Here is a 21,612-nt window from a genome sequence, read left to right on the forward strand (position 1 = left end):
AGAATGGCATTTTATGGACGTTACGACTTAGTTCTAGGTTCTGTGTCGAACTGGAAAAAAATGTTTCGTGAAATTTAACACCCGAGCCGGATCAGGCGGAAACAACCTTTTCTTCCAGCGCAGGCAGGACATCTTGCCGGGCTTCCTTGGAACTGTACTCGTCGGGGACCCGCGGCAGCAGAATTTCGAATTTGGTGGTCTTATTCAATATCGATTCCACTCGGACTTCGGCCTGGAAAGCCTCGGCAATCCTCCGTACGACGGCCAGCCCCAGACCCACCCCCGGTATGCTCGATCGACGCGAATCCTCCGATCGGAAAAAGGGATCGAACACATAGCCGATCTCTTCCGCGGGAATCCCTTTTGCGTGGTTTTCCACGGATATGGATACCTGCTTGCTCAAGCGGATGACCTGCAGGAGGATGGGCGTGCGTTCCGGACTATATTTTGAGGCATTATCCACAAGATTATCGATCATCTGGGCCAGTAAAGCGGGCTGAGCCCGCACCCAACAGGGCAGATCGGGTCTGATGATTTTCAAATCGTGAATTCTCGGCAAATAGTCCCTTTGCTGCCTCCAGGTTTCAATCCAGACACTCACGTCAAGGGGCTCGAATCCGGCTGCCAGCCCTTCCCGGTCCGCTCGCGTCAAAAAGAGCAGCGATTCGATAATCTGACGCAACTGCAAGCCGCCGTTTTTCACTTTGACCAGTGTATCGCGATATTCCTCGGCCGAGCGCGGGTGACGCAGGGAAACTTCCACCTGTCCCATTATCGCCGCCAGCGGCGTCCGAAGCTGATGCGAAGCATTCCCCGCAAACTGCCGATTCCGCTCAAAAGCTTCCTGAAGTCTTGTTAGAAGGCCATTAAAGGACACCCCCAGAGACCGGAGTTCATCATCCGCCTCGGGAACGACCAGTCTCTCGTTCATCCTCTGCTCGTTCATCCGGCCGGCCTGCTCGGACATACGCGTAACTGGTCGCAGAGCCCGCTGGCAGATTCGTCGGCCTATCACCAGGAACGCCAACCAAACGATCGTGGAAACCACGAAAAGCATCACGGCTAGCCGAGAAAGCGTGTTGTTGATCGGCTCGAGCGATACCGCTACGGCCACAATCAGACCGTCCATTTTCTGCAGAGATGTTTCGCGGGCCGTGTTGGGCTTGGGGGCAATCTGATGCTTCATGAACATCCAGGATCGACCGCCCGAATCTTCGAAATAGGTGAGCTGGTTTTCCTGGGAGTCCACCACGCGGGGAAAATCGTCGGCCCCTTCCAGATCCTGAAAATGGGCGGTTGAGACGATTCGCTTGCCGTGAGGAGAATAAACCCCCCACTCGACTTGATTGTGCTTGAGATCGCGCACACCGACACTGACGAACAGAAAAGGCGGTTCCCAACCGACACCCATCGGCCGGATCTGCGCTGCGGATTCCAGTGTTTTGAGAACGAAATTGATTTGTTCCGCCGCGTCGAAATAGAGATCGCGACGGGAAAATGTGTAAGTGGTTGTGCCAAAACCAATCAGAACCACGGCCAGGACGGCGAGAAAAAAAGCCGTCAGCCGGGTTGTCAGACTCATTCTTCTTCCTTACCGGTGGGTTCGGTAAGTTGATAACCTCGACCACGGAGAGTTCGAATCAATCTCGGGCCGAACATTTCCAACTTTCGCCGAAGTTCCATGACGTGGACTTCCAGTGTGTTGGAAACCCCGTCGAATTTCTCTTCCCAAACATGTTCGTAAATCGTCGAACGAGAAAGTATCTCGTTGGGATGCCGCATGAAGAACAGCAGTAATGCTTCTTCCTTGGTGGTAAAATCGAGCTTCTGCCCACCCCGCTTGACGACCCGATTCACTAGATCAAAAGTGATATCCGCAAAGCGCAATGTCGTTTCGACGCTTGCCTGCGGCCGTCGAATCAAAGCTCGAATTCGAGCCAGAAGTTCTTCGAACGAGAACGGCTTACAGAGGTAGTCATTCGCTCCCCCGTCCAGGCCCTGCACGCGATCCGAGATTGCATCTCGGGCCGTCAGGAAGAGTACCGGGGTCGACTCCCCGCTGGCGCGGAATTTCTTAAGCAGACTCAGTCCGTCCTGACCCGGCAGCCACCAGTCCAGGATGACTACATCCCAGTTGCCTTTGGCCAGGAGTTTAGAACCGGTCTCTCCATCGGCGGCGTGCTCGACGGTGAAACCTTCTTCTTTCAGGCCACGGGTGAGATAATCCGCATTGGCCAAATCGTCTTCAACTACTAGGATGCGATGTGCCATGTGAGCAATTCTAGGAAAACATTTTGAAATTCTATTAAATTTTTGTTAATCCACAAATGGATCGGCCCCAAGATCCTGAAGCATGTCTTTTCGCTGCTTGTCGTAGTTCATCAAGTCCAACCGCTGCCGGAGGTGCTTGCGTTCGACTCGTCTTTGCGCCAGCATAAAGAGCTGACGGAACGAATTCCAGTCTCGTCTCCCACCGAGTTTTCCTAATTCGGTGAGTTGGTGCTGTTTTGCGGGGCCTAAACCTTCGAGCAGCTTATCGTCGAGCGAAACAAAGAACTGACCGCTTCCCGGATCGCCCTGTCGACCGGCTCGACCGAGCAATTGACGATCGATTCGTATGGCCTCGTGCCGTTCGGTACCGATTACATGGAGCCCGCCCTTCTCGGCCACTCCCGAACCCAGTTTGATGTCGGTACCGCGACCGGCCATGTTCGTCGCCACAGTCACTCGACCAGGCTGACCGGCCGCGGCCACAACCTCCGCCTCGTGAGCATCCTGGCGGGCGTTAAGAACTTTATGCTCAATTCGAGCCTTGGTCAATTTTTCCGAGAGGGCTTCGGACTTTTCGACCGAGCGGGTGCCGATGAGAACCGGTCGGCCCTGATTCACCAGATCCCGAACGCGTTCCACGATCGCGTCGAATTTTGCATCCTCGGTGGGCAGCACTTCATCCGGCAGCAATTTCCGCACGATCGGACGATTGGTGGGCACCCAGACGGTCTGCAGTTTATAGATCTTTTTCAATTCGCGGGCGTTCTGAATAACCGTTCCGCTCATACCGGCCAGTTTGTGATAAAGCCGGAAGTAATTTTGAAAAGTAATTTGAGCCGCGTGATCGGAAGCAATGTGGATCGGCATTCCTTCCTTGGCTTCCACCGCTTGGTGAAGGCCTTCGCGCCACTGCCGATCCGGCATCGGGCGCCCGGTATTTTCGTCGACGATCACCACTTTGTTTTTGATGATCATGTAATGATGATCTTTAACGAACCGGTAATGAGCCTGGAGCGCTTTCTCGACGGCCTCGAACAGCTTGTCCATCGCCTTGGAATGCGGTCCCACCGGCGGACTGGAATAGCGAGCCATATGTCGGCCCACCTCGGTAAGTTCCACTTTGTCTTTTTTTGTGTCGATGGTGAAGTGTTCTTTCACAACCATTTTCTTGACGACGTTATCCGCCCAGTGGTAAACGACTTGCTCTTCCTTGCTTGCCTCCCGCGTAGGCGAACTGATGATCAGAGGCGTACGGGCTTCATCGATGAAAATACTATCGGCTTCGTCGACCAGTGCGAAGTAATGGCCGCGCTGGACTCGCGGATCCATTTTGGCACTCCCGCCTTCAGTCCACGCGGCCCAGAACGGATCTTTGGCCATCTGCCCGCCGCGCAGTTTCATCATATCGCGAAGAAAGTCAAAGCCGAATTCGGAGGCTGTGGCGTACGTGATATCACATTTGTACTGCTTGGCTCGCTCGTTATCGTCCATCTTCTGCTGGAGACAGCCGACACTCAGCCCGAGCTTGCTGTAAACGGGGCCGACCATCTGCTCCGCATCGCGCTTAGCCAGGTAATCGTTCACCGTCGCAACGTGGACGCCCTTTCCCGCCAAGGCGTTCAAGAAGGCGGGGAACGTCGCGGTTAAGGTCTTCCCTTCCCCGGTGGCCAACTCCACGATGCTACCGGCGTGCATGCAAATGCCCGCCGCTAATTGCACATCGAAAGCCCGCATACCCAACACGCGCCAGACGGCAACCGAGCACAATCCAAAAGCCTGGGCTACCAACTTGCGATTGGGTTTTCCCGATCGGGCTTCGCCGCGAAGCTTGGCGGCCATCGCCGGCAGTTCCTCATCCGGGAGAATGCCGTAGTGCTGTTCCCAATGGCGAATTTGAGGGACGAGAATTGCGGCTTTAGCCAGAGCCCTCTTGGAACCTCGACCGATCAGGGCGCGGGAGCGATTGGCTAACGGATTTCCGAGTCGGCCACTCGAGCGTTGTCGGGGTGGACAAGGAGAACGCTGTTTCAATAGATCGGGGGCTTCTGCAACGATACTCATAGCTATCGATTCTTTCGGTTTTACCGCCGATTCAGACACCGTGTAAACAATACAAGATCCGCCCGATTTAGGTTGACGGACCCCATCGAATCATTATACCCGTTAAAGTTTCCGACGAAGTTCGTCTGCCAGCGATTTAATCCTCCGGCTGCAATCGGCCCGGGCGGACTTGTAACCTGCTGCGCTGGGTGAACCTTTTTTCAGATAATTCAAGACAACCGCCTCTGCTTCAGCCAGTCCGGAGCAACCCGCCACCACCAGGTGGGCCACGGAAGTGGGTATGGTCGTCACTCCGTTGCGGTCGCCATGCAGCAGATCCCCGGGATAGATGGTCACTCCTCCGATCCGAACGATCGTTTGAAGGTCCACAATCTGGCAGTAACCGTGGGAGCATATAGTACCAGTCGTAAAGCAGGGGAAATTTAGAACCTCCACCTGATCTAAATCTCGTCCGGTACCACTAGTGATCAACCCCACGCAGCCAAAAGACTGATAGGTAGTACACATCACTTCGCCGAAAGTCGCCGCCATGCTGGGGTCGTCTAAATCCTGAAATACGACAACTTTAGGGCCGGGGATTTGACTCAGAAGTTCCACCTGCCGATCCAGGCCGCTGTAGACGTCGCCCGCCCGTGCGGGAGCTGCCGAGCGAAAGGTGGCCGTGGTTGCGAACCCCACCATCGGGGGAAGTTTCGGAAAGCAGGCTTGAATTCGAGCATCCATGTATCCGGCCGTCCGGGGCCGGACTTCCAGTAGCTCGAGCACATTGCAGATCGTCGGCGTATCGTACTTGCGTAGAGCGCTTAAGACCCCTTCATCGACAGCGCTTGATTCGGATGACATGACCCGTCCTCATTTCCCGTGCGTTGTGAAGTCTGGCTACTCCTCAAAACCGGAATCGCCCAGCAGCAGATCCCAGCCGTAGATCTGTCCGCAGACCACTATTCCCGCCAGAAGAAAAATTATCAAAGCCCATTTCAGAAGCCAAAGTCGCCTTTGAAATCGCGGCTCCTCGTCCAGATTTTCAGCTAAGTTCCTGAGGTATTCCACTCGTCGATGGATTGTGGAGTGCTGCCACGAACCCAGCCAAGAGGTGATGGATTCGAAAATCCACAAGGGCTTGCCTCGCCAATCGAAGGAAGCCCAGCTGGGGCGATGTTTCTGCATCCCGTTAATCTCGGCGACATGATCCAGTGCTCTGGCAAAAGTTTGTATCCCGGTCGGACAGAGACTTCCCCGAAAGGGGCCCAGATCCTGAAGCATGTCGTGGCCGAGACAATGGGGATTATCGCAAGAAACCGCTTTACAACCGAAGATATCGGCCTGACGTTCGCAACGTCGGGAGAGAAAGCCGAAAGCGACAAAGATATACACGGCCAGAATTATTATGGGTGCGACAAAAAAGAGATTGGGGTGCTGCTCGGTCCAGACTGGGTGATAGAGTCGAAATATTTCGCTGAGCATACTGATCCAAATCAGACTCAGAATCACAAACAGGGCGTAAAAGAGCATATGGTGATGTTTGACGTGCCCGATTTCGTGACCCAGAACGGCATCGGTTTCATCCCGGCTCAGTTCATTGAGCAAGCGGTCTGTAAAGACCACGTAGCGGGCTACGGGCAACAGGCCGAGAACCATGGCGTTGGCAACCATGCCCCGAGTGTTCCAAACGAGAATATCCCGGTATCTAAGTCCCAGGCGATTGGCTTTCGCGTGCAACCGGTCGCGTCCTTCGCCGAGGGGAAGGGATTTCCATCCCATCAGTTTGGGTAACATCCAGGGAAGAAAAATAAACAGAATGGGGAGAGAAGCCATCGACATCAGACTGGTATTCTGACTGTCGAACGTCTGGGGAAAACTGCGTGTAATGCTTTGCTGAAGCGTCATGAGCAAGGCGGGAAACAGGGTTAAAAGCAGATTCTGTCGCAGGTTCGCAAAGGCATAACCCGCCCGACTGAAAAAGGACTGTTCCCGGAATGTGGAGTATGCATTGGTCTCATGAAAAGCCCGATCGGCATCATAGTAGACCAGCCAAGTTCCCAGCAGGATGATGAAGAACGGAGCAACGATGAGCAATTCGGCTCCCGGGCAGAGCCGGGCAGTGCCGCGGGAATCGTTAAATTGGCAATAAGTTTGAATTAACCAGCCCCAGCCGAGGGACACCAGCATCAGGGCGAAGCCGAATAAATTTGCAAAAAAGAGCAGATTCCGACAGTAGATATATCGCTTACTGATGGAAATTCGTTCGTCCGGCTTTCTCGAAAGATGCCGGACAACCCGGTCCGAAACCATCGTTGCCAGACCAACGAGCAGGAGGACGATAAGTAAAGTGCTCAGGGAGACGAGAAGCGGAAAGTTTCCAAAAACCGGTTCAGGCCATTGCACCGGAAGACAGGCTATCATCAGGCAGAATAGAAGGAGAAAGGCCATTCCGAATCCAGCGGTGAAACGTAAGTCGCACCTTTTTAGAATATTGAGTGCTATCTAAAAATCGTGCGACTTGTCTATTCTACCAGCCGTTGTCGTCGCTGTCGCTGAGAACTCGAGAGGGCAATTCGGCACCCAGTCGCTCGGCCAATTGCTGAAATTCATCCTGAAAGCGAACGGTCGAGTGATGAAGGTGTTCGTCTTCACAAATCAATTTCAGTTCATTATTCAAAGGTATCCCGTAATTCTCCAGGATCTTCTCAAAAGGCTTCAGTCTCTTTCCATAAACATGGAAGAGTTTGTGTTCGTCGAACTGCACTTCGAGCCGCTTTCGATCGGCCAGTACCGACAGAGCCGTGCAGCCGTCGTTCAAAAGGAGATTTTCGAATTCCCAGCAGTAACTGGAAAGCACGGGAGTGTCGATATCTGTCCGGCGGCAACAACGCACGCTATCCCGGCTGCCATCGTGCGACGACTCCAGAATGACATGAACCGTCGTGCCCAGAGGGACGATCAGTTCCAGAAACAGATCGAAAATTTTCTCGGCAGAAATCGCGGCCGAGAGCATCGGCAAAGTTTTGCCGGTGTAGGAATCGCGATACATCCCGACTCGGTACCCTTCCGCCGGGAAGATTGACAGCCCGGGGCCAGGACGAATGGCATCAGTCAGTCGGAAGTTGCCGTACTGATTGCGGCGCAAGTGAGTGGTGATCGATGACACGATCTAGGAAACCTCGAATATTTATGAATTTCGGCGTGAAGTCGGAGGCAGGTCTGAGTTGCGCGTTCGGTTATGCCGCAACTCTACCTCACAACAGCCGGTAAGTTTTTCATTCCAGCTTCATTCTATTATGTGGACAACCCCCTGCAGGCGCAAGGTAGGAATTCGAGGCAAAGTAAGGATTACTCCAAATTTCATATTGCGAAATATGGGGCGTCTGCGGTGCCTGTGCAAACGTTGCCGGTCGCGCAAAGTTTAACAGTTACGGGGATTTATTGAAGATCTCCTAAGCTGAAGAACGACATATACTTTAATAGCTTGCGAAGCCTGCGCGATCCGCGGTTGAGCCGAGCGTTTGGGCTATTGGAGGTGAACCATGCGCAGTCTCCTGATCGCTACGATATTTTTTTTCGCAATTTCTCCACTCCAGAGCCAAGAACGGCCAATCCCCTTCCCCGCTAAGAACAATAAAGACACCTCGAAATCCGAAACTCTCTGGGACGCGGCCTACTGGAAGGATGAAAGTGGCCAGTTTCACAAATTCGGCCACGTCCAAACTCAGCTCGAGCACGTGGTTCGGGACGGCAAAGAAATCATTCGAGCCACGAGAGTTTACGATCTCAAAATGACGAGAGGAAGAGCGGTCTTCACCCTGGACGACAAACAGATCACGGAGGAATCCGAAGGCAAGTTGGTACGCATGGAGTACACCTCCAGTCTGTCCAGAATACAAAAAGAACTGACTGCCCTACCCAAGGGATATCTCATCTCCACAAAAACGCCGACCGAAAATTACGAAGACAAGATCGGAGACTTTCCTCTGGTGGGATTTGCAACCGAACTTCAGATCTTGAAAGAACCTCGCCAACTCGAGGACAAGTTCGATTATTACTATTTCGAGCCCACCCTGAATGCGGCTGTCAAAGTGCTGGGCAAAATCGCGGGCAAGGATCGATTCAAATCACCCGAAGGTGCGATTCTGGAATGGCAGCGGATCGATCTTCAGGGTGCAAAGATCGGAGGAATTCTGCCTCCCTCCGCTTCGATCTGGGTCGATCCCAAAACTCGAGAAATCAAACAGACAATGATGGAGATTCCGGGGATCGGCTACGCCACCCTGGTAAGAACCACCGGTGATCAGGCGAAAGCGGCTAACGGTAAGCTGCCCGATATTCAAGCGAATACCGATATTCCTCTCTCTCAACGAGTGAACCAGATTCACTCGTTGCCTCAAATGAGTTATCGTATAACTCTGGAATTTCCGATCGCACCGGGCGATTTACTGAAACCCTCCCATCTCCACACAATCGTGCAGCGTCAGGATAATCTGAGCTTCGAACTCACTGTGAAAGCTCTCCGCGAACCGCCTAAGAACGCGGTAAAGGCCGAGCCAGCGCCGCCAGAGTATCTGAACTCCTGCCACTATATTACCTCCAATGATGCGGAGGTGATCAAACTTTCCAACACGGCCAGCCGGGGTCAGGTTAATAATTGGGATAAAGCTCAGGCAATGGAGAGCTGGTTGAATAAGAACTTTCGTTTTGTGAGCACCAAAGTGATGGACACTGCGGCACAAGTCGCCAATGATCCGAATGGTCTCAGTGGCGATTGCACGGAAGTAGCCATGTTGCTGGCGGCTATGTGCCGGGCTCAGGGAATTCCCTCGCGCACGGCCATCGGAGTCATCTACGCGGACAATCCCAAGCCCCATTTCGCATTTCATATGTGGACCGAAATCTACATTCAGGGAACCTGGCTCGGGCTGGATGCTACTTTAGGAAGAGGATCAGTTGGACCCGGGCATATCAAAGTGACCGATGCGAGCTGGGAAGGAGAACGAGGACAGACGCCTTTGATGCCAGTGATGCAGTTCATCGGTAAGCATCCGAAGATAGAGGTCTTGAAGAACTGAGCCCAATCGCAGTACCGAAGGAGCCTATTTTGAATAGGCTCAGTTCGGGTCCGGAACCGGCCAAAATATAAATTTTAAATTATATATAAATTTATTTTTATAATAATCGATTGCTTGCAAGGTAATAATTAATTCACAATTCTCAACACCAATTTTAATGAATTTCTTTACAATTTGCACTTGATATTACTAGCCTGGGCGGCTATCAATTAATTAGTTATAGACGTTTCATAATTGGAAAGTTGCTCTCCGTCCATTCAATTAAATCTTTCCAGCTACGTGCGTAAATTGGGTTCCAGCGATTTCGTCACTGTCTATTTTTGTTCGAGAAGCGTTTAAACTGAAAATTGTCTGAAGTCTTATATCCTTTATACGGATTGAGTCTATATGTAGGTTTTCTGTTCCCAAATCTTCCTCATTTTTTGGAGTTTTTAAGATGATGCGTTATCTCTCCCGTAACGGAAGCCGGAAAGGCTTCACTCTCATTGAGCTGTTGGTGGTTATCGCCATTATCGCGATTCTCATCGGCCTGCTCCTTCCGGCCGTGCAAAAAGTTCGTGAAGCAGCAGCTCGCGCTTCCAGCCAGAACAATTTGAAGCAAATCGGCCTCGCGATGCACATGTACAACGACACGATCGGAACCCTGCCGAACAACGGCACCAACGGCTTCTGGCCCAGCCCGAACGTTTGGAAGGATAACAATGGCCAAATCATGACGGCGTCATGGTGCTACAAGATCCTGCCCTACGTCGAACAAACCAATCTTTATAACAACTACAACATTACCACCAAGCTGAAGGTTTTTGCTGAACCTGGTCGCGTGAACGGTGGTCGTGGCCCCGCTACCTATGATGGCAGTTCGAACAACAACATGGGTATTAATGAAGCGGACAATCCTTCGAACCATGCTCTGGGTGCATTGACCGATTATGCCAGCAACTCGAATCTTATTGCTGACGGCTGGAATAATCTTGGTGTTATGAACACCATGACCCCGTCCATCCAGGGAATTATTGACGGCTCCTCCAACACGATTTTGGTCGGTGGCAAATCCATCCAGACCACGCAATATGTTGGCAACTACGGTTGGGACTGGGACGAAACAGTTGGCTCAGGCGCTTGGGGTGGTACCGAGCGTGCTTTCATGTGGGACGGTATCGACGGCAACTACAACAACGGTCAAAATCCGAACTACAATCTCCCTAATCCCGGCTACTGGAACGACTTGGCTCGCTCGATCTTCAAAGACGGTATCTGGGGTGTAAACGGTTTCAACCATAACAATAGCTGGGGTGGTCCATACGCTGCAGTTGGCCTGTTCCTCTTTGCTGATGGTTCGGTTCACTCCTTGTCCTACACCATCGACAAAGTCACCATGGGCAAACTCTTGATGCCGGCTGACGGCCAAGTTGTTTCGATCCCCTAAGTTCACCACCGGTAGAAAAAATACTCTTTCAAGTCGGCATGATAAACTCATGCCGACTTCTTTCATTTGTCCCCTCCGCTTTACCCAAAGTTATGAGATGGAGATTCAATTAGATGTTTTTCCAAAAAACACACCGATTTCTTGGCTTGGCGGCTTTGCTACTGGGATTCAGTCTGACTTCGATGGGCTGCTCCGGAAGTGTTGAGTACGCAGACATGACTGGTTCGGTATCGATCGACGGCAAAGCAGTCACGGCTGGCTCGGTTTACATTGTCTTGGCGGATAACCCTGAAGTAACTGGAGGAGGCGTGATCAAGGGGGATGGCACCTATACGTGCAAAGCACCCGTGGGCAAAATCAAGGTCGCTATTCAAACGTTGGCCTTTAAACCGGGAGGGGCAAATGACAGCAAAACCAAATCCTCTGCCCCCAGCACAGCACCGGGAGCGAAAGGCGGAGCAGCTAAAGGCCCACCCGCTGGATATAGTAAAGAAGGGTTTAGCAAAAAGGGAACTACTACACCGCAAGCGCCGGCTTGGGCGTCGGGAGACTCGGATCATCCTCCCGTATATGTAAAGATTCCCAGTAAGTACGAGAAAGTGGAAACCTCGGGTTTAACCTACGACATCCACAAGGGTTCAAACACTATTGAGATCACTCTCGCTGAAAAGTAATCGCTTTTGGGTGTGCGTTTGCACAAGATGCGAGCACACCCAGTATCACTTGAAAACATCTTCCCAACTGTCTGGCCAATAGTTTCCTCGACCAAAGCCTCGTCTATCCTGATCACCTATCCCCTCGCACCTGCTGAGCATAGCAGCCTAGTGCCTCCTCAAGGCAAAAATCTGATTCTCATAAAATCGCCGCTGCCCACTATTTTGAGAGCCCATCTACCTACATTTTGCTCGCCAAAACTTCTTCTTGTGCTCGACCAGAGAAATCAATTCCCATATTCGACCGATTTTGCCCTTGCAATTAACAACAGATAATGTAACTTTTATGTAAATTATGAGTTATTTATAATAAACCGCTCTCCGTCCACTCTGGTTTATTGAAACTCATTTTGATCTGTGTGGTTGGTTACCGAACGGGCATTTGCGTAAAAGGTTTTACTCACTTTTCCGCTATGTCCTGCCAGTTTTCGACCACTTTCAAACGGATTCTTGCAGATGCAAATCTGCTTTTTGTTTATTTATTCTTTTCAGGAGCTCTCTCTCATGTCACGGTCTCTCCACCGGAATCGCAAAGGCTTTACCCTCATCGAATTGCTGGTTGTAATCGCCATCATTGCAATCCTCATCGGGTTATTATTGCCCGCTGTGCAGAAAGTCCGGGAAGCGGCGGCCCGGGCCTCCAGCCAGAACAACTTGAAACAGATCGGACTGGCCCTGCATTCCTACAACGACACTTTCGGTAATCTGCCCAACAACGGCACCAACGGCTATTGGCCCAGTCCCAGCGTTTGGAAAGACAATACCGGCCAGGTCATGACGGCCTCCTGGTGCTACAAGATCCTTCCTTATGTTGAACAAAACAACCAGTACAACAACTACTCGGCCACGGTCAAACTCAAGGTTTTCGCCGAACCGGCTCGAGTCAATGGCGGCCGCGGACCTGCGACCGATGGCAATACCGCTACCAACGGAGGCGTCAGCGGGATCAACGCTGCCGACAACCCCAATAACAAAGCTTTGGGCGCTCATACCGACTATGCCGGGAATTGGAACGTTATTCAGGACGGCTGGAATAACAAAGGCGTTCTCAACGCTCTAACCCCTTCCATTCAAGGCATTCAGGACGGTTCCTCCAACACAATTATCGTCGGGGGCAAAGCCATTCAAACCTCCCAGTACAACGGCAATAACGGCTGGGACTGGGATGAAACAATTGGGACAGGCGGCTGGGGCGGAACCTGCCGCGGCGCCATGTGGGATGGGATCGATAACAATTACGACAATGGACATAATCCCAACTACAACCTTCCGGTTGGAGGCGGCTCCAACGACTTGGCTCGCTCCATTTTCAAAGATGGAATCTACGGAGTCCACGGCTTCAACCACAACAACAGCTGGGGTGGGCCCTATGCCGCGGTCGGCCTCTTTCTCTTTGGCGATGGCTCGGTTCATTCACTCTCCTACACGATCGACAAAGTCACCATGGGCAAATTGCTAATGCCCGCCGATGGCCAGGTGGTTACCGTTCCCTAATTCTTCATTCGCCCTGTTGCAATAATTGACAACTTCAAGTCGGCAGGATTTTCGCCTGCCGACTCCTTTCGTTTATCGATCTTCCTACTACCCTCAGAGGTCTCCCCTAATGTCTCACTTGAGATTCCTTCGCAGCGCCGGCTTATTTTTACTCCTGTCGAATACCGTGATTTTTTCTTCGGGCTGTTCTAATGAAGTGGAATACGCAGACATGACTGGGTCCGTCAGTATCGAGGGCAAACCAGTGACAGCCGGTAGCGTTTACGTGGTGCTGGAGGAGAACAAAGAAATTACTGCTGGAGGGATGATCAAAGGAGATGGGACTTACTCCGTGAAAGCCCCCGTCGGCAAAGTTAAGGTGGCCATCCAAACTCTCGCTTTCAAACCCGGCGGAGCCAATGAGGAGAGAAAGGCAACAAATGTTTCCACCGCACCAAACAAGAACGGAAAAACGGGACCACCCGCAGGTTATACCAAAGAGGGATACGTCAAAAAGGGTACCAATGTTCCACCAGCACCCGCCTGGGCTAATGGAGATCCTGAACATCCCCCCAAATACGTTAAAATTCCCGGCAAGTACGAAAAAATTGAAAGCTCAGGGCTCGCTTACGAGATTCATCGAGGTGCGAATGCCATCGATATTTCTCTATCCGAAAAATAAGGCAGACTGTAGCACAATCCGCCTTGCATGGACATTTAAACGATTCGCGGGAAGAGCGGCTTGATCTTCCCGTCCACCAACTCCGCTACCAGCTTCAAATCTTCCCGAGTGCTCTTCAATTCCGAGGCTTCCGCAAAATCCACCGATTCCCAAGGCGTATCGAAGTTGAAGCTCTTGTAAATCGCCTCGGCCGATCGCGGAATGAACGGCTTCAGCAGAATCGAAGCAATTCGCAGCGATTGAATCGCATTAAACAACACTTCTTTCGCGGCGGCCATGTCGGTTTTCACCAGCTTCCAGGGGGCATTCGCTTCCAGATACTGGTCGGTTGGTGAAATCAACTGCTGCACGATCGCGGCCAGGGCCAGATTATACCTGCAGTTCTCCACGTGAGCACGAACTTCACCCACGAACACTTTCAGATCCAGATTCGAAACCGCCGCCGGTATACGGCCCGCCGTGCCCTCGAATGTCCCCGCATAGTTTTTCGCGAGTATGGTCGAGCATCGACTGAGCAGGTTGCCCAGCTTTCGCACCAGTTCCGTTTCGTACACTTCTTCGTAGCGCTGGCCGCTATAATCGCCATCGCCCGGGAAGCCGCACTCCCTCATGAAGAAATAGCGGTAGGCGTCGACGCTCGATTTCGCGACGATCTCTCGCGGCTCGACGACGTTCCCCATCGACTTGCCCATCTTGTCGCCGTTGATGGTCACAAAGCCGTGGCTGAACACTTTCTTAGGCGCTTCCTCTCCCGCGGCCCAGAGCATCGCCGGCCATAAAGCACAGTGAAAGCGGGTGATATCCTTGCCGATGAAATGGACATCGGCCGGCCAGTTCTTCCGGAACAACGCTTCATCGTCGCCATAGCCGATACCCGTGATATAAGTCAACAAGGCATCGAACCAGACGTAAATTGTGAACTCCGGATCGAACGGCATCCGGATGCCCCACTCCTCCCCCTGCCGGCTGATGTTGATATCGCGCAAACCTTCGGCCTCGATCAGCCCCAGCATTTCATTTCGCCGAATCTCCGGCTGAATGAAATCGGGATTGTCCTGGTAGAATTTCACCAGCCGATCCTGGAAGGCGGACAGCCGGAAGAAGTAACAGGGCTCCACCCGGCGGATCAGTGGCTTGCGATGGCTGGGACAATTTCCCGCATTCTCTTCATAGAACTTGTCGCTCTTGAACTCCTCGCAGCCCGCACAGTACCAGCCTTCGTAGGTGCCCTTGAAAATATGGCCGTTGTCGTAGACCTTCTGAATGAACTTCTTACAGCAGGCCTTATGGCGTTCGTGGCTGGTCTGGATGAAGCAGTCGTAACTGATGTCGAGAGCATCCCACACTTCGCGGAACTGTCGGGCCATTTCGTCGCAATATTCCTGCGGACTCTTGCCCAACTCCTTGGCGCGGTCGGCCACCTTCAAAGTATTCTCGTCGTTGCCCATGAGGTAGCAAACGTCGTAACCTTCCATGCGCCGATAGCGGGCCTGGACATCCGCTCCCAGCTTCTCAAAAGCGGTGCCAATGTGCGGTCGGCTATTCGGGTAATCGATGGCGGCGGTTTGAAACCAGCGCGGCTTATCGGCCATTCGGCTTGCTCCTTGGTTCGTTTCGACGAACTATCGTTTTATGCATTGGTACAGATGGGCGAAAGGGCTAAAGGGGTTCACTCGCCTTCCAATTCCTGTCCCGGCTCGAGAATCGGCAACGGCGTCGCCCCTGGCGGCGGCGTCCCTTGCCCCGACCTCACATAGGCGGCCCGGCGCTGTTCGTACTCCGCGGGCGTCAGCTTTTCCAACTCGGTCGTGTCGCCCCCCTGCACCGCCGCTTTGAAAATCTGCTTCAAAAAGGGGATACACCAGCCACACCCGGTGCCCGCCCCGCCGCACTGCGACAACTGGCTAGCCACCTTCGGCTGATAGAGCCGGGCGTAATTGACCAGCTTCCGCTTACTGACGTGAAAGCACAGACAGACTTTGTCTTCCAGATCCATAACTTTATCCTATCTAATTTTCCACTCCCATTGGGACTCCTCCCATGCGTGCTGCCTCTCTCTCCTTTCTGTTGCTGGCCGCGTTTCCGCTCTACTCCCAAGAGATTGTTGTCGGCGAGGGCAAACTCGAATTCAAATCGGGCGGCGAACTGGTCACCACCTATTACCATGGTAAGGAAGTCGCCAAACCTTACTGGTGGCCGTTGAATGCGCCGGGGGAAATTACGGTGACGCGCGGCTATCCCATTGTGAAGGATCTTCCGAAGGAAACCAGCAAGGATCACCCACACCACAAGTCGGGCTGGTTCTGCCACGGCGATGTCATTCCAGAAGGTTTAACGATCAAAACTAAAACGGCCGATCCGCACGTCAAAGGGGTCGACTTCTGGAGCGAGCTGCCCGGCCACGGCGTGATCCGCTGCACCAAAGTCGGCGAGATCACCAAGAAGCCGCACGAAGCAAGCGTGGTGACCTACAACGACTGGAACTCGGCCGACGGCGTCAAAGTTCTCGAAGAGGTTCGGACGATTACGCTCGTCGATTTGAATAAGACGGGACGGCTGATCATTATGGATTCGGAACTGATCGCCAGCCAGTGCCCGATCACTTTCGGCGATACCAAGGAAGGTTCCTTCGGGGTGAGGATCAGCGATCAGATACGGGAAGTGATCGATGAGAAGAAAAAGATTCATGGCGGCACTCTGACGCTGGCGGATGGAAAAACGCTGGAGAAAAATGTCTGGGGTCAAGTCTCCCACTGGTGCGATTACTCGGGGAAGCAGGACGGGAAAGAGGCCGGGCTGACGATCTTTGCAAGTCCCAAGAACACGATTCCGACGGCCTGGCACTCTCGGGCTTACGGCTTAATGGCGGCCAATCCTTTCGGTCGCGAGGTGTCCGGCTTCCCATCGCAAAAGGGGAAGAGGGATCTGGTGAAGATTGCCCGGGGCGACAAATTGAAACTCACTTATGTGATCTATCTGCATACGGGAGATGTGAAGTCGGGTCAGGTGACCGAGGCCTACGAGAAATTTGTCGGGCGTTAGCCGCTCGCTTGTCCGGGACTTCCCTAGAGAGGTCATCAGATCATCATTTTTCACATAGTGAGAAACGCAATTTTGATGACCTTAGATTATTTCTCGGGAATTATCTCGTTTTACCCTTGGTGTGATGAGACCGCCGAGAGTCTCATTCAACCACTTCATAGTACCAAATTTTATCCGGAAACGCAATAAAAGTTGAGAGTGGACGTAGGATGCGATACTGTAGTGCGGGTACTTATTTTGAATACGCACTGGCAGGTAGCCAGTGCCACGCAGAACCAGGATGGATAAATGGTTCGGAGAGAGGGGGGAGGATCGCACCAGTGCCACCCGCGGCAACTAACACGAACCGATATTGTGAAGCTGTTATTATTTATAACATATGCGTTGCTCAGGTATTAAAATTAATATGCACTTATTACAACAACTAAGAAATAGAGAAATAGTATGATCGAGGCTAAATATAGAAAATTATCAAACCAAACCGATCGCCAAGTATTATCCTGCAGTTAATTGTTTAGCTTGTTCAAACTGCTTGTTCGTGTGTATCATTTTGCTACACACGAACAAGCAGACAGATAGTTTTTTAGAGGCTCTTATCCGGCAATTACAAACAAAAAGCTCGGCCAGTTCTAAAATGGCAAAGTTGCGGGCGCTTTTTTGATCAACTAAGAATCGTGTTACGTTTACTTAGGAATGTAATTATGAAAAAGTATTTCGTCGTTGTTTTAGTTTTGGCAGTCATGCTTTGCTTCCTATCGATAGTTCTTTTTAATGTTCGAAATATTGCTGATCGTGCGAGGGCTATGGATTGTTTAGCAAGGCTCTCAATTGCATCCCAAAACTATTCTGCTACTCAGAATTCATTCGTTACTTCGGGAAAAAGGATAAATTCGACAGATAGTTTTTGTTCTTCTTGGCGAGTGCAGCTTCTTCCTTATCTTGATGGCCAAGAATTTTATAGCTCATACAAATTTATGGAGCCGTGGAATAGTGAATATAATATATCATTAATCAACAAAAATATGTACGCATCAAGAAATTATCGTATTGATATAAAAGATAATATCGAATCGAACGTTTATTGTCTGAGCTATCCAAACACAAAAATAAATTTGGAAAACTCGTGGAAGATACTGTTGTATGCCAATTCTGACTTTAAACAAATATGGACTGACTACCGAAGCCCTGTAGAGATATTCGATGAGAGCAAGATAACTTCCTTGGTTAAAGGTGATGGATATATAGTATTTATAAACGGTAACGTTGCCAGAGTGAGTGATGGATTTCTTCTAATAAGATGCAGTGGTACTGGTTTGGACGAATTTCTTGTTCATCCATAGTGGATCAAATATATTATTCAATCCGAATTGGATCCTTTAAAATAATCAACTCTGAAACATGTATCGAATTTGGAATTTTGGAGAGATATCGTGAGTGAATCATATGAAGCGCCATTCAGTAACTTCGATTTTCGAAAATGACACTCTCTGGGTCAAAAATCTTGGATTTGAGCTCTTCCGACTCCTGAACCCAGGTGATGCGATGCCTGTACCCCTCACGTAATATTTGCCGTTTTTTGCGATTTAATTCCTAGAGGAATTGGCCCTCTCTTGAACAAAAGATCGCCGTGATCGACGAGAGCACGGCGTAAAGCAATTCGATCGATACGGCGAGCTTCCTGCTCGAGCAACACCCCCGAAGGAGATTTTCCTTCCTCCTTCATAGCTCGGTTCCGATGGATTTCAACAAGCTCTCGGAACTGATCGCGAGATTCTGTTGCGACTCTCTCCCGACTTTTCCAAAGCGTCTCGGGAGTAGGACCCAGACCTCCTCTCGGTCGAGCCAAGGCATTGGCTTCCCGTCGAGCCGCCTCCACATCCTCAGCGTTCCACACTTCCGGATGGCCTTCCCAGGCAGCTCTACGTTCGATTCGACTTTTCAAAGATCCTATGCCCGCTTCGATCGCACCGTTATATTGTGGCCTCCTCGGCGGAGAGTACAAGCCGAACACGCCTTCTCGCTGCAAAAATTCTTGGACCACTTCGGCAATAAACGGAGAACGGCAGCGCCTCGCGCCGGACTACGCCGGCCCATCGCAACACCCCGGTCTCGGTCATCAGACCGCTCCAAAATTCCCCGGTATTCGGCAAAACACCCTTCAAAATGCCAAAATCCCTACAGCTTTAATTCGGCTACAAATGCGACCAGAATTCGGTTCGGGACACCAAAATTCCCTGGAATTCGGCAAAACACACTTCAAAATGCCAAAATCCCTACAGCTTTAATTCGGCTACAAATGCGACCAGAATTCGGTTCGGGACACCTCACGCCCAAGGGCGTAAGAACTTGCTCTACTTCGGATCCGACAACGGCGTGCGAACATCGGCGATTCTCTCCAGGTTCACTGCAAGTTGCCTGATGCAAAAACGATCCCAGGTCATATCTTCCCGATGTCCTGATCCGCCTGCCGATCACAACTTATTGTCTCGCAAGAGTCGAAACAGGGCAGGACTATTTCAAAGACTTACCGGTTTTCCGCAGTAAATATTGTATCAGTAGTGCCTTCAACTCTTATAGCTCTTAGCAACATGAATAAGGTATAGTTTTTGTAATATTCACTAGATTCATTTTGAATTTTCTTTAATATTTCCATATTTGGCACAGTGCCAGACAGTTCCATTTCTGTCGACATATTGCCAACAAAAAAAAGCGATTTATTTATATATTTTTCTATTGTAGGCGCTTGATACATGAGACTATTTTGATAATTTTCCGAAATTCCCTTTACTGAATTCATATATCCAATAATGTAACCAAAAAACATAAACAATACAGCGATACATATATAAACTATTTTTTTGTATACTATCAATAGAATTTTCATATTTTCAACCTTTTTCCGATTGGATTGAAGTACAAATTACAAGATATCTCAGTATCGAACCTGCCGACTTTAGATATACTCATGAAGCAGTTATAAAATCGATTGCCAATCAATAGAACCTTTTCAAAGTCGTCTTAAATCATTCAAAGTAGTTATTAAACTCTCGAGATCGGCCCAGCCAGACACACATTGAATTCAACAAAATCCCGATTTCGCAATAGCGAAGCACAGTGCTTAGCTGCTTTGGGGATTACGATATATCTTAAATATTTATCTCCACAGCAGCGCTTGAGGGGCACACACGCATTTATTGATAATCCGCGAAAACGAACAGCACATTCTGGTCAGTTATGTACCCCTCACGTAATATTTGCCGTTTTTTGCGATTTAATTCCTAGAGGAATTGGCCCTCTCTTGAACAAAAGATCGCCGTGATCGACGAGAGCACGGCGTAAAGCAATTCGATCCATACGGCGAGCTTCCTGCTCGAGCAACACTCCCGAAGGAGATTTTCCTTCCTCCTCCATAGCTCGGTTCCGATGGATTTCAACAAGCTCTCGGAACTGATCGCGAGATTCTGTCGCGACTCTCTCCCGACTTTTCCAAAGCGTCTCGGGAGTAGGACCCAGACCTCCTCTCGGTCGAGCCAAGGCATTGGCTTCCCGTCGAGCCGCCTCCACATCCTCAGCGTTCCACACTTCCGGATGGCCTTCCCAGGCAGCTCTACGTTCGATTCGACTTTTCAAAGATCCTATGCCCGCTTCGATCGCACCGTTATATTGTGGCCTCCTCGGCGGAGAGTACAAGCCGAACACGCCTTCTCGCTGCAAAAATTCTTGGACCACTTCGGCAATAAACGGAGAACGGCAGCGCCTCGCGCCGGACTACGCCGGCCCATCGCAACACCCCGGTCTCGGTCATCAGACCGCTCCAAAATTCCCCGGTATTCGGCAAAACACCCTTCAAAATGCCAAAATCCCTACAGCTTTAATTCGGCTACAAATGCGACCAGAATTCGGTTCGGGATAATGAGCAGGCGCAAAAAAGAACCGGGAAACCTGCCCGCCAAAGGCACGTTCCCCGGAAGATTCATTAGGGTCCGCTTTAGGCCGGACTAATTTCTTATGTCAAATGTCTGGTCTTGAGGACGCTCCGTCTTGTATCGCATTATCAGGCCAACCTCTAGGAGTTTAACTGCTGCAATTCCGCTAAGAACAAAAGGGATTTGCTCTAAATCGGCAATAATAGATTCGTATGCGATGCCATATTCACCAGTATCGGCAATGTATTCACGGAGCTGTTCCATTTGCTCCCGAAACGAGAGACGGTTTTCGGGATAATGCACTGCAAGATTTTTCTGCATTTCAAGCTCTTGCAGAACATCCATGAGTCTTGACTGCACGATCTTGTCCAGCTGCTCTTCGCTCATTTCTTCCGACCTCCATGTATCGATCATTGGTTCCTTGGAAGATTCGTCGGGAACCCTGTTACGATGCGGCCGTTTAAAGTATCGACCACGACTTTTATATCTACTCCATCAACAGTCTTTGTGCCGGAAATGTAACCTCGTGCATCTGGCCGGGTCCACCGTATAGCCGGATCAGTGGCAATGTCAGAAACTTCTCCAAGTATCTTGCCATCACTCCAGCCCTCGCGAAACTCGCTCTTCCCAGGTTTGCCAGTCCCAGGGCGGTGACCGCCTCCTTTGCCTGGGCCATCGCCTTCAAGAATGTGCTTCTGTCCCTTGGGATCAACTAAACTTGGTTTTTCCGGAACTGCCGTCTTTGGGGCAATCTTTGCCTCTTTTGCAACTTTTTCAGCATCTTGTGCAACTTTGGCGGCTTTGTCGGCGGGTGGTACTGGCGATCTCTTAACTCCTATCGCTTGTCATAACCCGTTATAGCGAATTGTCTTGTGTGGCACTGGCTCTGTCAGTGCGTATTCCAAGCAACTAACTCACTCAAACTATGTGATCATCGAATTCCTAGTTCAACAGAATC

General features: G+C 50.9%; 20 protein-coding genes. 7 read left to right on the top strand and 13 right to left on the bottom strand.

Annotated features, from left to right (window positions below; all coding sequences use genetic code 11):
* Window positions 1-91 precede the first annotated feature (91 nt).
* The 6 genes from KIH39_RS14360 to KIH39_RS14385 form a co-directional block, all read right to left on the bottom strand.
* A complete protein-coding gene (locus tag KIH39_RS14360; RefSeq protein WP_213493927.1) occupies window positions 92-1,582 on the bottom strand; it encodes an ATP-binding protein in 1,491 nt (496 codons plus the stop codon).
* A complete protein-coding gene (locus KIH39_RS14365; RefSeq protein WP_213493928.1) occupies window positions 1,579-2,271 on the bottom strand; it encodes a response regulator transcription factor in 693 nt (230 codons plus the stop codon). The genes KIH39_RS14360 and KIH39_RS14365 overlap by 4 nt, the downstream gene beginning before the upstream one ends.
* Before the next feature lie 45 nt (window positions 2,272-2,316).
* Entirely contained in the window at window positions 2,317-4,332 is a 2,016-nt protein-coding gene (locus KIH39_RS14370) for a preprotein translocase subunit SecA (protein ID WP_213493929.1), read from the bottom strand.
* A gap of 102 nt (window positions 4,333-4,434) precedes the next feature.
* On the bottom strand, window positions 4,435-5,175 hold the full coding sequence (locus KIH39_RS14375; protein WP_213493930.1) for an RraA family protein: 741 nt from the start codon (window positions 5,173-5,175) through the stop codon (window positions 4,435-4,437).
* A gap of 36 nt (window positions 5,176-5,211) precedes the next feature.
* Complete coding sequence (locus KIH39_RS14380) at window positions 5,212-6,762, bottom strand: M48 family metallopeptidase (RefSeq protein ID WP_213493931.1); 1,551 nt, start codon at window positions 6,760-6,762, stop codon at window positions 5,212-5,214.
* Between the two features lie 79 nt (window positions 6,763-6,841).
* Complete coding sequence (locus KIH39_RS14385; RefSeq protein ID WP_246539306.1) at window positions 6,842-7,480, bottom strand: hypothetical protein; 639 nt, start codon at window positions 7,478-7,480, stop codon at window positions 6,842-6,844.
* Window positions 7,481-7,856: 376 nt separating this feature from the next.
* Between KIH39_RS14385 and KIH39_RS14390 the strand changes: the two genes are divergently transcribed.
* From KIH39_RS14390 to KIH39_RS14410, 5 genes are all read left to right on the top strand, one after another.
* The gene (locus tag KIH39_RS14390; RefSeq protein WP_213493932.1) at window positions 7,857-9,392 is read left to right on the top strand and encodes a transglutaminase-like domain-containing protein; all 1,536 of its coding nucleotides are present in this window, start codon (window positions 7,857-7,859) and stop codon (window positions 9,390-9,392) included.
* Window positions 9,393-9,828: 436 nt separating this feature from the next.
* Entirely contained in the window at window positions 9,829-10,818 is a 990-nt protein-coding gene (locus KIH39_RS14395) for a DUF1559 family PulG-like putative transporter (protein WP_213493933.1), read from the top strand.
* Between the two features lie 113 nt (window positions 10,819-10,931).
* Window positions 10,932-11,492 (top strand): hypothetical protein, encoded by a 561-nt coding sequence (locus KIH39_RS14400; protein ID WP_213493934.1) that lies wholly within the window; start codon window positions 10,932-10,934, stop codon window positions 11,490-11,492.
* Between the two features lie 543 nt (window positions 11,493-12,035).
* On the top strand, window positions 12,036-13,025 hold the full coding sequence (locus KIH39_RS14405; protein WP_213493935.1) for a DUF1559 family PulG-like putative transporter: 990 nt from the start codon (window positions 12,036-12,038) through the stop codon (window positions 13,023-13,025).
* A 211-nt stretch (window positions 13,026-13,236) separates the two neighbouring features.
* Complete coding sequence (locus KIH39_RS14410; protein ID WP_213493936.1) at window positions 13,237-13,686, top strand: hypothetical protein; 450 nt, start codon at window positions 13,237-13,239, stop codon at window positions 13,684-13,686.
* A 35-nt stretch (window positions 13,687-13,721) separates the two neighbouring features.
* Here KIH39_RS14410 and metG read toward each other — a convergent pair whose 3' ends face one another.
* Together metG and KIH39_RS14420 are read right to left on the bottom strand one after the other, a co-directional pair.
* A complete protein-coding gene (metG, locus tag KIH39_RS14415; protein WP_213493937.1) occupies window positions 13,722-15,278 on the bottom strand; it encodes a methionine--tRNA ligase in 1,557 nt (518 codons plus the stop codon).
* 77 nt (window positions 15,279-15,355) lie between these two features.
* On the bottom strand, window positions 15,356-15,682 hold the full coding sequence (locus KIH39_RS14420) for a (2Fe-2S)-binding protein (protein WP_213493938.1): 327 nt from the start codon (window positions 15,680-15,682) through the stop codon (window positions 15,356-15,358).
* Window positions 15,683-15,726: 44 nt separating this feature from the next.
* Between KIH39_RS14420 and KIH39_RS14425 the strand changes: the two genes are divergently transcribed.
* Both KIH39_RS14425 and KIH39_RS14430 read left to right on the top strand, forming a co-directional pair.
* Window positions 15,727-16,728 carry a DUF6807 domain-containing protein gene (locus KIH39_RS14425; protein WP_213493939.1) on the top strand — a complete coding sequence of 334 codons (1,002 nt, stop codon included), beginning with the start codon at window positions 15,727-15,729 and terminating at the stop codon, window positions 16,726-16,728.
* 701 nt (window positions 16,729-17,429) lie between these two features.
* Window positions 17,430-18,068: a DUF1559 family PulG-like putative transporter gene (locus KIH39_RS14430; protein ID WP_213493940.1), complete on the top strand. Its 639-nt coding sequence runs from the start codon at window positions 17,430-17,432 to the stop codon at window positions 18,066-18,068.
* Window positions 18,069-18,283: 215 nt separating this feature from the next.
* Here the strand turns inward: KIH39_RS14430 and KIH39_RS14435 are convergent, their stop codons facing one another.
* From KIH39_RS14435 to KIH39_RS27150, 5 genes are all read right to left on the bottom strand, one after another.
* Window positions 18,284-18,739, bottom strand: a complete 456-nt coding sequence (locus tag KIH39_RS14435; protein ID WP_213493941.1) for a hypothetical protein — start codon at window positions 18,737-18,739, stop codon at window positions 18,284-18,286.
* A 513-nt stretch (window positions 18,740-19,252) separates the two neighbouring features.
* On the bottom strand, window positions 19,253-19,612 hold the full coding sequence (locus KIH39_RS14440; RefSeq protein WP_213493942.1) for a hypothetical protein: 360 nt from the start codon (window positions 19,610-19,612) through the stop codon (window positions 19,253-19,255).
* A gap of 359 nt (window positions 19,613-19,971) precedes the next feature.
* Window positions 19,972-20,427 (bottom strand): hypothetical protein, encoded by a 456-nt coding sequence (locus KIH39_RS14445; protein ID WP_213493943.1) that lies wholly within the window; start codon window positions 20,425-20,427, stop codon window positions 19,972-19,974.
* 299 nt (window positions 20,428-20,726) lie between these two features.
* Window positions 20,727-21,041, bottom strand: a complete 315-nt coding sequence (locus tag KIH39_RS14450; RefSeq protein ID WP_213493944.1) for a hypothetical protein — start codon at window positions 21,039-21,041, stop codon at window positions 20,727-20,729.
* Window positions 21,042-21,064: 23 nt separating this feature from the next.
* Complete coding sequence (locus KIH39_RS27150) at window positions 21,065-21,493, bottom strand: EndoU domain-containing protein (RefSeq protein WP_213500425.1); 429 nt, start codon at window positions 21,491-21,493, stop codon at window positions 21,065-21,067.
* Window positions 21,494-21,612: the final 119 nt, after the last annotated feature.

The sequence above is a fragment of the Telmatocola sphagniphila genome, assembly GCF_018398935.1.
Lineage (GTDB): Bacteria > Planctomycetota > Planctomycetia > Gemmatales > Gemmataceae > Telmatocola > Telmatocola sphagniphila.

Coding starts and splice junctions, on each gene's coding strand:
- KIH39_RS14440 (WP_213493942.1), bottom strand. CDS start 19,612: ATGAAAATTCTATTGATAGTATACAAAAAAATAGTTTATATATGTATC.
- KIH39_RS14425 (WP_213493939.1), top strand. CDS start 15,727: ATGCGTGCTGCCTCTCTCTCCTTTCTGTTGCTGGCCGCGTTTCCGCTC.
- KIH39_RS14370 (WP_213493929.1), bottom strand. CDS start 4,332: ATGAGTATCGTTGCAGAAGCCCCCGATCTATTGAAACAGCGTTCTCCT.
- metG (WP_213493937.1), bottom strand. CDS start 15,278: ATGGCCGATAAGCCGCGCTGGTTTCAAACCGCCGCCATCGATTACCCG.
- KIH39_RS14450 (WP_213493944.1), bottom strand. CDS start 21,041: ATGAGCGAAGAGCAGCTGGACAAGATCGTGCAGTCAAGACTCATGGAT.
- KIH39_RS14390 (WP_213493932.1), top strand. CDS start 7,857: ATGCGCAGTCTCCTGATCGCTACGATATTTTTTTTCGCAATTTCTCCA.
- KIH39_RS14430 (WP_213493940.1), top strand. CDS start 17,430: ATGAAAAAGTATTTCGTCGTTGTTTTAGTTTTGGCAGTCATGCTTTGC.
- KIH39_RS14400 (WP_213493934.1), top strand. CDS start 10,932: ATGTTTTTCCAAAAAACACACCGATTTCTTGGCTTGGCGGCTTTGCTA.
- KIH39_RS14410 (WP_213493936.1), top strand. CDS start 13,237: ATGACTGGGTCCGTCAGTATCGAGGGCAAACCAGTGACAGCCGGTAGC.
- KIH39_RS14395 (WP_213493933.1), top strand. CDS start 9,829: ATGATGCGTTATCTCTCCCGTAACGGAAGCCGGAAAGGCTTCACTCTC.
- KIH39_RS14360 (WP_213493927.1), bottom strand. CDS start 1,582: ATGAGTCTGACAACCCGGCTGACGGCTTTTTTTCTCGCCGTCCTGGCC.
- KIH39_RS14365 (WP_213493928.1), bottom strand. CDS start 2,271: ATGGCACATCGCATCCTAGTAGTTGAAGACGATTTGGCCAATGCGGAT.
- KIH39_RS14405 (WP_213493935.1), top strand. CDS start 12,036: ATGTCACGGTCTCTCCACCGGAATCGCAAAGGCTTTACCCTCATCGAA.
- KIH39_RS14375 (WP_213493930.1), bottom strand. CDS start 5,175: ATGTCATCCGAATCAAGCGCTGTCGATGAAGGGGTCTTAAGCGCTCTA.
- KIH39_RS14380 (WP_213493931.1), bottom strand. CDS start 6,762: ATGGCCTTTCTCCTTCTATTCTGCCTGATGATAGCCTGTCTTCCGGTG.
- KIH39_RS14420 (WP_213493938.1), bottom strand. CDS start 15,682: ATGGATCTGGAAGACAAAGTCTGTCTGTGCTTTCACGTCAGTAAGCGG.